Source organism: Minwuia sp. (assembly GCF_048007105.1).
Classification (GTDB): domain Bacteria; phylum Pseudomonadota; class Alphaproteobacteria; order Minwuiales; family Minwuiaceae; genus Minwuia.
In genome coordinates this window covers 3,845,934-3,859,995 of record NZ_CP180352.1, presented here as the reverse complement: position 1 = coordinate 3,859,995, position 14,062 = coordinate 3,845,934, and the positions used below count along the sequence as shown (strand labels likewise).

At 67.1% G+C, this 14,062-nt stretch carries 12 protein-coding genes and 1 tRNA gene; 10 read left to right on the top strand and 3 right to left on the bottom strand.

The annotated features are described in order from the left end of the window. The first annotated feature begins 18 nt into the window (after positions 1–18). Both ACMVY4_RS18725 and ACMVY4_RS18720 read left to right on the top strand, forming a co-directional pair. Positions 19–4,023 carry a calcium-binding protein gene (locus ACMVY4_RS18725; protein WP_416900350.1) on the top strand — a complete coding sequence of 1,335 codons (4,005 nt, stop codon included), beginning with the start codon at positions 19–21 and terminating at the stop codon, positions 4,021–4,023. 153 nt (positions 4,024–4,176) lie between these two features. Continuing rightward, positions 4,177–4,470: a hypothetical protein gene (locus ACMVY4_RS18720; protein ID WP_416897484.1), complete on the top strand. Its 294-nt coding sequence runs from the start codon at positions 4,177–4,179 to the stop codon at positions 4,468–4,470. 85 nt (positions 4,471–4,555) lie between these two features. Here the strand turns inward: ACMVY4_RS18720 and ACMVY4_RS18715 are convergent. Next, positions 4,556–4,629, bottom strand: a tRNA-Gln gene (locus ACMVY4_RS18715). Between the two features lie 137 nt (positions 4,630–4,766). Between ACMVY4_RS18715 and ACMVY4_RS18710 the strand changes: the two genes are divergently transcribed. From ACMVY4_RS18710 to guaA, 8 genes are all read left to right on the top strand, one after another. Further along, positions 4,767–5,756, top strand: coding sequence for a Ppx/GppA phosphatase family protein (locus ACMVY4_RS18710; RefSeq protein WP_416897483.1), 990 nt, complete (start codon positions 4,767–4,769; stop codon positions 5,754–5,756). Between the two features lie 5 nt (positions 5,757–5,761). Beyond that, positions 5,762–6,457 (top strand): RlmE family RNA methyltransferase, encoded by a 696-nt coding sequence (locus ACMVY4_RS18705; protein WP_416897482.1) that lies wholly within the window; start codon positions 5,762–5,764, stop codon positions 6,455–6,457. Positions 6,458–6,495: 38 nt separating this feature from the next. After that, a complete protein-coding gene (locus tag ACMVY4_RS18700) occupies positions 6,496–7,389 on the top strand; it encodes an MBL fold metallo-hydrolase (RefSeq protein WP_416897481.1) in 894 nt (297 codons plus the stop codon). Next, entirely contained in the window at positions 7,373–8,041 is a 669-nt protein-coding gene (locus ACMVY4_RS18695; protein WP_416897480.1) for a transglutaminase-like domain-containing protein, read from the top strand. The genes ACMVY4_RS18700 and ACMVY4_RS18695 overlap by 17 nt, the downstream gene beginning before the upstream one ends. An 80-nt stretch (positions 8,042–8,121) precedes the next feature. Then, positions 8,122–9,582: an IMP dehydrogenase gene (gene guaB, locus ACMVY4_RS18690; RefSeq protein ID WP_416900349.1), complete on the top strand. Its 1,461-nt coding sequence runs from the start codon at positions 8,122–8,124 to the stop codon at positions 9,580–9,582. 6 nt (positions 9,583–9,588) lie between these two features. Then, positions 9,589–10,875 carry an RsmB/NOP family class I SAM-dependent RNA methyltransferase gene (locus tag ACMVY4_RS18685; protein ID WP_416897479.1) on the top strand — a complete coding sequence of 429 codons (1,287 nt, stop codon included), beginning with the start codon at positions 9,589–9,591 and terminating at the stop codon, positions 10,873–10,875. Positions 10,876–10,925: 50 nt separating this feature from the next. Beyond that, complete coding sequence (locus tag ACMVY4_RS18680; protein ID WP_416897478.1) at positions 10,926–11,420, top strand: tetratricopeptide repeat protein; 495 nt, start codon at positions 10,926–10,928, stop codon at positions 11,418–11,420. Positions 11,421–11,505: 85 nt separating this feature from the next. After that, a complete protein-coding gene (gene guaA / locus ACMVY4_RS18675) occupies positions 11,506–13,053 on the top strand; it encodes a glutamine-hydrolyzing GMP synthase (protein WP_416897477.1) in 1,548 nt (515 codons plus the stop codon). A 3-nt stretch (positions 13,054–13,056) separates the two neighbouring features. On the opposite strand, the gene ACMVY4_RS18670 is transcribed toward guaA, so the two are convergent. Then, positions 13,057–13,269: a hypothetical protein gene (locus ACMVY4_RS18670; RefSeq protein WP_416897476.1), complete on the bottom strand. Its 213-nt coding sequence runs from the start codon at positions 13,267–13,269 to the stop codon at positions 13,057–13,059. Positions 13,270–13,284: 15 nt separating this feature from the next. Next, the gene (locus ACMVY4_RS18665; protein ID WP_416897475.1) at positions 13,285–14,007 is read right to left on the bottom strand and encodes an arginyltransferase; all 723 of its coding nucleotides are present in this window, start codon (positions 14,005–14,007) and stop codon (positions 13,285–13,287) included. Between the last annotated feature and the right edge of the window lie 55 nt (positions 14,008–14,062).

Here is a 14,062-nt window from a genome sequence, read left to right as displayed (position 1 = left end):
GGCGGCGCAGGCGGCGGCTTGCTCGACGGTGGCGACGGCCTCGACATGGCCGATTTCTCCTTTGCAACCGAAGCGGTGTTGTCCGACGACGGGCTGACGGTGATCGCCGACGGCGAGGTCTACCAGCTTGTTTCCATCGAGAACGTGATCGGTGTGACGCCGCCGATCAGCGACGCCGCCGACACGATCGCCGGCACCGCCGCCGCCGACACCATCGACGCGCTTGGCGGCGACGACTCGGTCGATGGTCTCGCCGGCGACGACAGCCTGCTGGGCAATGACGGCAACGACACGCTGAACGGCGGGGCAGGCGCGGACAGCCTGTATGGCGGGGCCGGCGACGATCTGCTGGATCCGGGCGCGGGCGGCGGGCTGGTCGACGGCGGCGAAGGCGTCGACACGGCCGATTTCTCCTTCGCCACCGATGCGGTCTTCCATGCCGACAGCAACACGGTCATCGCCGATGGCGCGACCTACCAGCTTGCCGGCATCGAAAGCCTCACCGGCGTGAGCTACGCGCCCAGCGCCCAGGACGATCCCCTCACCGGCACCGACGGCGCCGACACCATCTCCGCCCTAGCCGGCAACGACACCGTGGACGGCGGGGCCGGTACGGACCGGATCTATGGCGGCGCCGGCAACGATGTCATCGATGGCGGCTTCGGCTACGACACGCTCTACGGCGGCGCTGGCGACGACGCGCTCTCCGGCGGCGAGGGCGATGATGTGCTGGCTGGCGTGGCGGGCGACAACACGCTCGACGGCGGCGGCGGGAACGATCTGCTCGAAGGCAGCGAGGGCCGCGACAGCCTGCTCGGCGACGAGGGCGACGACACGCTATACGGCGGCCGCGGCGACGACACGCTGGATGGCGGCGCCGGCATCGACCTTGCGGATTATTCCTACGCCAGCCAGGGGATGACCGTCGCACTGGCGTCGCAGCATGCCGAGGCGGACGGGGACAATGACGTTCTCCTCGGCATCGAGCATGTCGTCGGCTCCCGCCATGACGACGACCTGTCCGGCGACGCGAACGCCAACCTGCTGTCCGGCGGCGACGGCAACGATCTGCTGCGCGGCTGGTCCGAAGCCCAGCCCGGGTCCAGTGGCGACGACACGCTGGACGGCGGCGCGGGCAGCGACACGGTCTCCTATGCCGGCTCGGACAGCGCGATCAGCCTGGACATGGCCACCGGCACGGTCGTCAACGGCCATGGCGACACGGATGTCCTGACCGGGGTCGAGGCCGTGTTCGGCTCCGGCTTCCGGGACACGATGGCGGGCAGCGCCGGGGCCGACAGCCTGGACGGCCGCTCCGGCGACGATCTGATTGCCGGACTCGCGGGCGCCGACACGCTGGATGGCGGCGACGCGGACGACACTGTCGACGGCGGGACCGGCAGTGACAGCCTCCTTGGCGGCGATGGCGAGGATTCCGTGCTGGGCGGCGCCGGCGACGACACGCTGGATGGCGGCGAGGGCGACGACACGCTGTCCGGCGGCGACGGCAATGACCTGCTGTCCGGCGGCTTCCTTTCCGCGGGCCGCAATGATGACGAACTCTTTGGCGGCGCGGGCGATGACACGCTGGCCGGCCACGGGGACGACGACACGCTGAGCGGCGGTTCGGGCAATGACCTGCTGTTCGGCGGCGCGGGCATCGATACGGCGGTGTTTGACGGGGCTGTGGGGAACTACGTCATCGCGGCGAATGGCGACGGCTCGCTGACGGTGACCGACACAGTGGGCGGCGAGGGCAGCGACACGGTCTCCGCCGATGTCGAGACCATCCGCTTCGGGGCCTGGACCGCCCGGGTCGACGGGCAGGCCGGCGGCGGCAATCATCTGCGCATCGGCGGCGATGGCGCCGAGACGCTGATCGGCGAGGCCGGCAATGACAGCCTGGCCGGCGGCGCGGGCGACGACTGGCTGGCCGGCGGCGACGGGCCGGACACGCTGGACGGCGGCGACGGCATCGACACGGCGGACTATTCGGGCGCGGCCGGGTCGGTCTTCATCAACATGTTCGGCGGCGACGGCGCCGACGGCGACAGGCTGATCGGCATCGAGAATGTCGACGGCTCGAACGCGGCCGACACGGTCTATGGCGGCCATGACGGCAACCGCCTGCGCGGCAATGACGGCTGGGACTTCATCCTGGGCCGTGGCGGGGCGGACGAGCTGCATGGCGATGGCGGGCGGGACTCGCTCTACGGCCAGGACGACAATGACGTGATCTATGGCGGCGCGGATGCCGACTACCTCCGCGGCGACGGCGGCGACGACCGCATCTGGGGCGGCGCGGTCGTCGACTTCATCTATGGCGGCGACGGCGCGGACGAACTGTTCGGCGGCGACGGCAACGACCGCATGCAGGGCGGCGAGGGCGCCGACACGCTGGATGGCGGCGTCCACAATGACATCATGGCCGGCGAGGGCGGCGCGGACACGCTGTTTGGCGGCTCGGGCAGCGACCGGATGGATGGCGGGGCTGGCAATGACCTGATCGACGGCGGCGACGACGGCGACATCATCCAGGGCCGCGACGGCGACGACACGGTCTCGGGCGGCGCGGGGCAGGACCAGATCTTCGGCGGCGCGGGCCACGACCTGCTGCAGGCGGGGACGGGCAACGACTATGTGCGCGGCGGCGCGGGCAACGATACGCTGCTGGGCGAGGCCGGCGGCAATGTCCTTAAGGGCGAGGACGGCGACGACGTCCTGACCGGCGCCGAGGGCATCGACATCCTGGAGGGAGGGACCGGGGCGGACAGCCTGTCGGCCTTGGCCGGGAACGACCGCCTGTATGGCCAGGACGGCAACGACACGCTGCTGGGCGGCGAGGGCATCGACCGGCTCGATGGCGGCGCGGATGCGGACAGCCTCGACGGCGGCGGCGGCCGCGACGATCTGCTGGGCGGCCTGGGCAACGACACGCTGACCGGCGGCGACGGCGCCGACCGTCTCTACGGGCAGGAAGACGACGACCGGCTGTTCGGCGGGCTCGGCGTCGACCGGTTGGACGGCGGCGAGGGCGACAACCTGCTCGACGGCGGCGCCGACAATGACGTGCTGATCGGGCGGTCGGGGGCCGACACGCTGTCGGGCGATGCGGGCGACGACCGGCTTTATGCCGATGCCGGCGCCGACAGCCTCTCGGGCGGGGACGGCCAGGACCTGCTGATGGCCGGCGCGGACAATGACAACGCCGATGGCGGCGCCGGCGCGGACAGCGTCTACGGCGATGCCGGCGACGACACGCTGGACGGCGGTTCCGGCAATGACCGGGTCGATGGCGGTTCCGGCAACGACCTGATCGCCGGCGGGGCGGACAACGACACGCTGATCGGCCGCGACGGCCTGGACACGATCGACGGCGGCGACGGCGATGACCGGGTCTATGCCGGCGAGGGCGCAGACAGCGCCTCGGGCGGTGCGGGCAACGACTGGATGGTCGGCGAGGCCGGTGACGACACGCTGGACGGTGGGGATGGCAATGACGGGCTGGAAGGACGCGCCGACGACGACCGTCTCGACGGCTGGGTCGGCAATGACAGCCTCTATGGCGGCGACGGCGCGGACACGCTGATCGGCCGGGACGGCGCCGACATGCTCTGGGGCGGCGATGGCGACGACGCACTCTATTGCGGTACCGACGATGACATCGCCTTCGGCGGCGCCGGCCGCGACCGCCTGGTCGGACAGGAGGGCAACGACCAGCTCTTCGGCGGCGCAGGCAACGACACGCTGGAAGGCCGCGACGGCAACGACACCCTGACCGGCGGCAGCGGTTCCGACCACTTCCGCTTCATCGGTGCGTTCGACACCGCCGGCCACGACGTCATCACCGACTTCACGGTGGGCGAGGACGCGCTCTGGCTGACCGACATCGCCATCCAGTCCATCGCCGATGCCGACGCCGACGGCGACGGCCGCACCGACGACACCATGATCACCTTCTCCACCGGCGCCACTGCCGCCCTCATCGGCGTGACAGGCGTCGACGAGGCCGATCTGTTCTAGAAAGAACACAAGGCCGGGGCATCAACCTTCGCAACACCGGTGTCCCGGAGCCGGAAGCACACCGCTCCGGCATTTGACTCAAGTCAAGATCATGGCGGTGGCAGCGCCGTACTCTCCTCTGATTAATCAAGAAAATATGCTGGAGGAACCGTCATGATATCGCTTGAAGACTGCATTGCGTTGAGCGGCCTGACCGAGGAAGAGATCCTGGCCATCGCCGAGCATGAGAAAGTGCCGGAGGAAGTTGCCGCAGGTCTCGCCCGTTACCTGGTCCAGAAACAGGGCGGGTTCGAGCACATCTGCACGATGATCATCGATGACATCCGGGCGGCGCAGCAACGGGCGGACAGGCCCCGGACGCGCGAACTGCTTCATGTGCTGCACCACTACCTGACCAGCCATCCCGACGCAAAACCGGCGGTGCATCCGTGGAGCATGGGCGGCTGAGTCCGGACGGCCGTTCGGGACGGGCTTGGCACCGCTGATGCGGGGCGTCCATGGGCGTCCATGCCGTGCAGATTTTGCGGAAAAGTGGCTGGGGGACTAGGATTCGAACCTAGATTGACGGAGTCAGAGTCCGCTGTCCTACCATTAGACGATCCCCCAACGGCGGAGCCGCTATCTAGGCAAGGTCGCCGCTGCTGTCAACATGGGCGCGCCCTCTTGTTGTGGCTTAACAAGCCCGCGCGGGACTTGCTATCGTCGGGTGTTCCGAACTCAACCGCCCGAGGAGTGTGCGCAGCGTGGCCGACGACCGTTTCAGACGCCGCAGCTACGCCGCCATCGACCTCGGCACCAACAACTGCCGATTGCTCGTCGCGCGCCCGGAAGGCAAGGGATTCCGGGTCGTTGACGCCTATTCCCGTATCGTCCGGCTGGGCGAGGGCGTTGCCGAGACCGGCAGGCTGGCCGAGCCGGCGATGACCCGTACTGTCGAGGCGCTGGCCGTCTGCGCCGACAAGATCGCCCGCAACCATTGCTGGGACGTCCGCTGCGTGGCGACGGCGGCCTGCCGCTCGGCCGAGAATGCGCCGGAATTCGTCGAGCGGGTGAAGCGGGCGACGGGGTTGAGGCTGGAAATCATCGACGCAGCGGAGGAGGCCGCTCTGGCGCTGGCCGGATGCCGGTCCCTGATGCAGGGGCAGGCAGAAACGACGCTGGTGTTCGACATCGGCGGCGGCAGTACCGAGATCGCGCTGGCCGAGTCCATGCCGATGGGCGAGCACCGGCTGTCGACCTATCAGTCCTTCCCCGTGGGGGTGGTGAACTTCGCCGAACGCTTCGGCGGCGTGCATGTCGACGATCAAGCCTACAGCGCCATGGTCCGGTCCGCGGAGGAGATGATGCGGCCCTTCCGGACGGCGCAGGAACAGCTGCTGCAGAGCGGATACCGCCTGCTCGGCACGTCGGGGACTGTCACCACGCTGGCCGGCGTCTATCTGGAACTGGTGCGCTACGACCGCCAGGCCGTGGACGGGTTGACCATGCCGGCGGACCGCATGACCGAGATTTCCGATCATCTGCGCCAGCTCAGCCTGAGCGAACGTGCGGCGCATCCGTGTGTCGGCGCGGGCCGGGCCGATCTGGTGGTCGGCGGCTGCGCCATCCTGCAGGCGATCCTGAACCTCTGGCCGGCCGAGGAGATCACCGTCGCCGACCGCGGTCTGCGCGAAGGCATCCTGCTGCAGTTGATGCAGAACGACGCGCAGCCGGCCGCGGCAATCCGGGCCTGACGGTCATGGCGCGGAAAACCGGTCCGGGCGGCGGCGCCCGGCAACTGCATCAGAAGGTGAAGACGGCGCGCGGGCGCAAGCTTTCCTCCAAGCGCTGGCTGGAACGGCAGCTCAACGACCCCTATGTCGCCGAGGCGAAGGCCCAGGGCTGGCGGTCCCGAGCCGCCTTCAAGCTGCTGCAGCTCGATGAACGATACGGACTTGTCAGCAAGGGGGACCGCGTTGTCGATCTGGGCGCGGCGCCGGGCGGCTGGTCGCAGGTGGCGCAGAAGGTCGTCGGCGATGACGGCTTCGTGCTGGCAGTGGATATCCTGGAAATGGAACCCATCGCCGGCGTCGAGGTCATGCAGCTCGACTTCACCGAAGAGGACGCCGACCGGAAGGTCATGGACGCGCTCGGCGGTCAGGCGGATACGGTGCTCTCCGACATGGCCCAGCCTGCGACCGGGCACCGGCAGACGGACCATCTGCGCATCATGGCGATGGCCGAACTGGCCTACGACTTTGCCCGCCAGGTGCTCCGGCCCGGCGGCCGTTTCGCCGTCAAGCTGCTGCAGGGCGGGGGACAGAACGAGTTCGTCGAACTGATGAAGCGCGACTTCGCCGACGTGAAATTCGCCAAGCCTGACGCCAGCCGGAAAGATTCGGCAGAGAGCTATCTGGTCGCGACCGGCTTTCGGGGTGGCGCAAGAGAGGACTAATCTCCATATTTCCTGTGTGAAAACAGGGAGGAGACGGCATGGGCGCGCCGCATGTCGAGGGGTTTCACGATCCCGACACCGATACCATCACCTATCTCGTCAGCGATCCGGCAACCGGCAAGGCGGTCATCATCGATCCGGTTCTGGGTATCGACCTCGTCGGCGCCACCTTTTCCGAAGCACCGGTCGAGCCGGTGCTGGCGGCGGTGGCGCGCGACGGCCTGGAGGTCGTGCGCATCCTCGAGACTCATCTCCATGCCGATCACGCCACGTCGGGCCTGCGACTGAAGCGGAAGCTGGGCGTTCCGCTGTGCATCGGCGCGGGCGTCCGCATGAACCTCCCGCTTTTTGCCGATCTCTACGGCGCTGACGATGTCGCGCTGGACGGCTCCCAGTTCGATATCCTGCTTTACGAAGGCGACAGCTTCGACATCGGCGAACTGACCTGCCGGGTGCTCTCGACGCCGGGCCACACGCCGGGCTGTTCGACCTACGTCATCGGCGACGCGGCCTTCGTTGGCGACTGCCTGTTCATGCCGGACTTCGGCTCTGCGCGCTGCGACTTCCCGGGCGGCGACCCGCGGGTGCTTTACCGCTCAGTGCGCAGGATCCTGGATCTGCCGCCGGCGACGCGGCTGTTCACCTGCCACGACTACCGGCCCGGCGGAAGGGAACTGGCTTTCGAGACCACGGTCGCGGAACAGCGCCGCGCCAACATCCACATGCGCGACGGGATCGGCGAGGATGAGTTCGTCGAGATGCGCGCCAGCCGCGACGCCGGTCTGAGCCTGCCGCGGTTGATCCTGCCGGCGGTGCAGGTCAACATCCGGGCCGGAGCGCTGCCGCCCGGGGAGGAAAACGGCCGGCGCTACATCCGGTTGCCGATCGGCAACTTCGCCGGCCTGGAGGAGGAGCATGAGCCAGACATCTGACTGCCTGGACCCGACCGATCTGATCGACAGCGATCATCCGGCGGTCGTCGCCTATGCCGAGCAGGCGGGCAAGGGTGAAACCGACCCGAAGCAGCGGGCGATCAACCTCTACTATGCCGTGCGCGACGATTTCCGCTACGACCCCTATGACGTGACCATGACGCCGGACCATTTCCGCGCCAGCGCCTGCCTGGACCGGGGTTACGGCTTCTGCATCACCAAGGCGGGCCTTCTTGCCGCCGTTGCACGCGCGTCGGGCATACCGGCCCGGCTGGGGTTCGCGGATGTGCGCAATCACCTGTCGACCGAGCGCATGCGCGAGAAGATGGGCACCGACCTGTTTTCCTATCACGGCTTCACGGAACTGAAGATCGACGGCAAGTGGGTGAAGGCGACGCCGGCCTTCAACATCGAACTCTGCGAGAAGTTCGGCGTGCTGCCGCTGGAGTTCGACGGCGAGACGGATTCGGTTTTTCATCCCTTCACCGCAGATGGCGCCAAGCACATGGAGTATGTGAAGGACCGCGGCAGCCGCGACGACATGCCGTTCGAGGAGATCTCGGACTGCTTCCGGACGCAGTATCCCTACATGTTCGACAATCAGATCGAGGGCGATTTCCATGCCGAGGCGGAGGCCGAGACCCGCGCCTGAATGACCCGGTTGGCGGGGGTTGGGAATCGACGTCGCATGCTCTATATGGCTGCAACCGAGGCCATAGGAATACCGCCGTGATCAAGATCCGCGAAGCCCTCACCTTCGACGACGTACTGCTGGCGCCCCGGGCTTCCTCCGTCCTGCCCGCCCAGGTCAGCACCGCCACCAGGGTGACGAAAGAGATTTCGCTGGGCATTCCCCTGCTCTCCGCCGCGATGGATACTGTCACCGAGTCCGACATGGCCATCGCCATGGCGCAGGTCGGCGGCATGGGCGTGATCCACAAGAACCTGTCGATTGACGAGCAGGCCGAGGAAGTCCGCAAGGTCAAGCGCTTCGAGAGCGGGATGGTCGTCAATCCGGTCACGATCTATCCGGACGAACCGCTCGCCAATGCGCTGGCGCTGATGGCCATGCGCAAGATTTCCGGCATTCCCGTCGTCGAGCGCCATTCGCGCAAGCTGGTCGGCATCCTGACCAACCGTGACGTCCGCTTCGCCACCGACACCCGTCAGCCCGTTTCCGAACTGATGACCAAGGAGAACCTGGCGACTATCCGGGAAGGACATGTCGATCAGCAGGAAGTGCGCCGGCTGCTGCACAAGCGCCGGATCGAGAAGATCCTGGTTGTCGATGACGACTACCGCTGCGTCGGTCTGGTGACCGTGAAGGACATCGAGAAGGCCGCAACCCATCCCTACGCTGCCAAGGACGAACAGGGCCGCCTCCGCGTGGCTGCCGCGACCGGCGTCGGAGACGACGGCTTCCGCCGCACCGAGGCGCTGCTGGATGCCGGCGTCGATCTGGTTGTCGTCGACACCGCACATGGCCATTCGGAGAAGGTTCTGGATGCGGTCTCCCGCATCAAGAAGCAGTCGAATTTCACCCAGGTCGTGGCCGGCAACATCGCCACTGCCGACGGCGCGCAGGCCCTGATCGATGCGGGCGCGGACGCGGTCAAGGTCGGCATCGGGCCGGGTTCGATCTGCACCACCCGCGTCGTCGCCGGCGTGGGCGTGCCGCAGCTGACCGCCATCATGGATGTCGTCGAGCGCTGCGAGAAGGTCGGCGTCCCGGCCATCGCCGATGGCGGTATCAAGTATTCCGGCGATCTGGCGAAGGCCATCGCGGCGGGCGCGTCCTGCGCCATGGTCGGCTCCCTGCTGGCCGGCACGGACGAGTCCCCGGGCGAGGTCTTTCTCTACCAGGGCCGATCCTACAAGTCGTATCGGGGCATGGGTTCGGTGGGCGCCATGGCCCGCGGCTCCGCCGACCGGTATTTCCAGGAGCAGGTCTCCTCTGAACTCAAGCTGGTGCCCGAAGGCATAGAGGGGCGGATCGGCTACAAGGGCCCGGCCGAGCCCGTGCTGCATCAGCTGGTCGGCGGTCTGAAGGCGGCCATGGGCTATACCGGCTGCCCGGACATCCCGTCCATGCGCAGCCAGTGCGAGTTCCTGCGCATCACCAATGCGGGTCTGCGCGAGAGCCATGTCCACGATGTCGAGATCAGCCGCGAAGCGCCGAACTATTCCGGCTGACCGGGCATGAGAAGCGGCGGGCGGCTCGCCGCCGCCATCGATCTGCTCGACCTGATCGACGGCGAGGGCCTGGCCGATCTGATCGTCCGTGACTACTTCAAGACGCGTCGATACGCCGGCTCCGGTGACCGCCGGGCCGTCGGCGATATCGTCTATGGCGTGTTCCGGCAACGTGGCGAGCTCGACTGGCGTCTCGCGGCCGTCGGCTTCGAGGCCGGCAACCGTTTTCGGGCGCTGTTGCATCAGATGCTCAGCGGCGCAGCCATCGACTGGACAGACCCGCACGCGCCCGAGCGGCCCGAAGATGTCGAGATGGAACTGCTGGCGTCGGCGACGGCAGCAGATATGACGGATGCGCCGCCGGCGGCGCGGCTGGGTTATCCAGTCTGGCTGGAGAGCGAGATCGAGGCGAGTTTCGGCTCCGGCAGGGACGCCGAACTGGCGGCTGCGCTGTCCGGGCGGGCGGGAACCGATCTTCGGGTCAACACGCTCAAGGCCGACCGGGACAGCGTTGTCCGGGAACTGAACACCGATGGCATTGGTGCGGCGGCGCATCCGCTCGCGCCCTGCGGCATCCGGCTCGACGAACCGGTCCGGCTGGAGCAGCACAGGCACTACGCCGAGGGACTGATCGAGATCCAGGACGGTGGCAGCCAGATCGCCGGCCATCTGCTGGGCGCTCGGCCCGGCGAGCGCATTGCCGATATCTGCGCCGGGGCGGGGGGCAAGACGCTTCTGCTGGCCGCCGACATGCGGAACGAAGGCGAAATCCTGGCATCCGACATCGACGGACGGCGGCTGAAGCGGTTGCAGGAACGCGCGGCCAGGGCCGGTATCGGCATTCTTCGGACCGAGGCGTTCGACGCCGCCGCGCCATTGCCCGACGGGTTGGCGGGCACGATGGACAGGGTATTGATCGACGCGCCGTGCAGCGGGACAGGTACCTGGCGTCGTCAGCCCGAGGCGCGTTGGCGGCTGACCGAGGACCGGCTGCGTGAACTCAACGCGGTTCAGACCGCACTTCTCGACCGGGCGTCGGAACTGCTCCGGCCGGGCGGAAGACTGCTCTACGTCACCTGTTCCTTCCTCCGCTCCGAGAACGAGACCGTGATCACGGACTTCCTGAACCGCAATCCCGACTATGTCGTAACACCTTGGCGTGAGGCCGCTGAGGCGGCGGGAATAAATCTGCCGCTCAGGTGTTCTGACGATGATCGCTTCCTGCGGCTCTCGCCGCTGGATCACGAAGTCGACAGCTTTTTTGTCGCTGCCGTGGAAAGGCGGTTCAGGTAGAATTCAGCCAGTCTCGGCAACGATGCTGGCACGATAACGGGAGACCCGAAATGATCCGATCCATCCGCGGCATGGCCGCCGTCTGCGCCGTCGCCTCGCTCGCTCTCGCCCCGGTTTCGGCCATGGCGATGGGTTCCAGCTCGTCCGACGACAGCTCGTCGAGCAAGCCCGCTGCGGCCGCCAAGCCCAGCAACTACAAGATGGGCGTCGCCGCGGTCGAGGCGCAGAACTGGAGCAAGGCGATCGAGCTGATGGCCGCCGCGATCGACGACAACCCGAAGAACGCCGACGCCTTCAACTATCTCGGCTACGCCAAGCGCAAGTCCGGCGACTATGACGGCGCCATTCGGGCCTACAACGTTGCGCTGGACCTCGATCCGGAACACAAGGGCGCGCACGAATATATCGGACAGGCCTATCTGGAGACCGGCAACATGGCCGAGGCCGAAAAGCATCTGAAGGCGCTCGATTCGATCTGCACCTTCGGCTGCGCCGAATATTCGTCCCTGAAGGATGCCGTGTCCAAGGCCAAGGGCACCTCCTGAGCCATTTTCCGCCGCTTTCGGGCGGCTGCTGGACAAGACCTGTGAGGCCCGCTAGACGAGGTTTTCCTCAGCTGGCGGGCCTTTCATGACAGACAGCATTCTCATCATCGATTTCGGGTCCCAGGTGACCCAGCTGATCGCGCGGCGGGTGCGCGAAGCGGGCGTCTATTGCGAGATCGTCCCCTTCGACAAATCCGAGCCTGCGATCGAGCGGCTGACGCCGAAGGGCATCATCCTGTCGGGTGGTCCGGCCAGCGTCACCTTCGACGAAACGCCCCGAGCACCGCAGGCGGTCTTCGCTTCCGGTCTGCCGGTCCTGGGCATCTGCTACGGCCAGCAGACCATGGCCTCACAGCTCGGCGGTACGGTCTCGCCCTCAGATCACAAGGAGTTCGGCCGGGCCGATCTGGAAGTTCTCGACGGCTGCGATCTGTTCGACGGCGTCTGGGCGGCCGGCAACAGCTACCGCGTCTGGATGAGCCATGGCGATTCCGTCTCCGAGCTGCCGCCCGGCTTCCGCATCGTCGGCCGTTCGGCGAACGCACCCTATGCAGCCATCGCCGACGATCACCACCACCGCTACGGCGTGCAGTTCCACCCGGAAGTGATGCACACGCCGGATGGCGCGATGCTGCTGAACAATTTCTGTCACCGGGTCTGCGGCTGCGTGGGCGACTGGACCATGTCGGCCTTCCGCGAACGCGAGATCGAGCTGATCCGGGAAAAGGTCGGCGATCAGCGTGTGATCTGCGGTCTCTCGGGCGGCGTGGACTCGGCGGTCACCGCCGTGCTGGTGCACGAGGCCATCGGCGAGCAGCTGACTTGCGTCTTCGTCGACACCGGACTGATGCGGCTGGGCGAGGCGGACGAGGTCGTGAACCTGTTCCGCGACCACTACAACATCCCGCTGGTGCATGTGGAGGCGGAGAGCCTGTTCATGGATGCGCTGTCCGGCGTCACCGACCCGGAAGCCAAGCGCAAGACCATCGGCAAGCTGTTCATCGACGTCTTCGAGGAAGAGGCGCGGAAGATCGGCGGCGCCGATTTCCTGGCTCAGGGCACGCTCTATCCGGACGTGATCGAGAGCGTTTCCTTCTCCGGCGGGCCGAGCGTCACGATCAAGTCGCACCACAATGTCGGCGGCCTGCCCGAGCGCATGAACATGCAACTCATCGAGCCGCTCCGGGAGCTGTTCAAGGACGAGGTCCGGCGACTCGGCCGCGAACTCGGGCTCCCGGAAGCCTTTGTCGGCCGCCATCCCTTCCCCGGGCCGGGGCTCGCCATCCGCATTCCGGGCGAGGTGACCAAGGAACGAGCGGACACGCTGCGCAAGGCCGACGCGATCTATCTCGACCAGATCCGCAAGGAAGGCCACTACGACGAGATCTGGCAGGCCTTCTCGGTGCTGCTGCCGGTCCGCACCGTCGGCGTGATGGGCGACGAGCGCACCTATGACAGCGTGCTGGCTTTGCGCGCGGTCACCTCGACCGACGGCATGACCGCCGACTACTACCCGTTCCCGCACGACTTCCTGTCGAAGACCGCAACGCGGATCATCAACGAGGTCCGGGGTGTGAACCGCGTGGTCTATGACGTGACGTCGAAGCCACCTGGGACGATTGAGTGGGAATAGGCCTCAGGCCATGCCGTCGCCGGAAGGCCGGTGTTCCTGCGACTTCCGGGGTGTGCCGTCTACGAACAGGAGATAGTAGACGCCGTACCAGCCGGTCAGCGCCGACGCGATACCGTGACTCCAGGATCGGTGTCGGACGGCCTTGGCAGTTCCGGCCACAAATCCGAACGCGCAGATGGCGATGATGGCAATCAGCAGGATGTGCCAGACAGACATGGCCGCGGCGAAGACCTATTCGGCCGCTAGGTCGGACCAGCCCTCAGAGGTGAGCTGCTCCAGCGGGCGGAAGCCGGCCTTGTAGGCCATCTTGCGGCTGTCCTCGATCCAATAGCCCAGATAGATGTTGTCGATCGCCTCGGCCCTGGCGTGCTCGACATGCCACTGCACGACGTAGACACCCAGGCTGCGGGCGGCCGAGGACGGCAGGAAGAAGCTGTAGACCAGCGAATAGCCGTCGGTCATGCGGTCGGTCAGGCAGACCGCCTGCAGCACGTTCGCGGCGTCACGGAATTCGACCAGGAAGCTCTCGACCGGCGTGTCCTCGATCATGGCGCGGTAGTCGCCGAAGCGCATGTCGGCCATGCCGCCCTCGGCGTGGCGCGAGGAGAGGTACTGGCGGAACAGGACATAATGCTCGCGGATCGCCACCGCCGGCACGATCCGGGCGGTCAGATCACCGTTGCGGCGCCAGTTCTTTCGCTGGGTGCGGTTCGGCTGGAAGCGGGCGGCGGGAATGCGCACTGGCACGCAGGCATTGCAGTTGTCGCAGGCGGGCCGATAGGCGAGGTCCTGGCTGCGGCGGAAGCCGGCGGTCGACAGCACACTGTGCAACTGGTCCGGTTCGTCGCCCGACAGCAGGGTGACGACCTTGCGCTCCATCCGGCCCGGCAGGTACGGACACGGCGTCGGCGGCGTGGCAAAGAAATGCCGCAGCGGAATCTGGACGCGCTTCATGGATAAAAAGGTAGTGCAGCCTTTCCTAACATGCAGCAAATGATTTCGGTTTGCG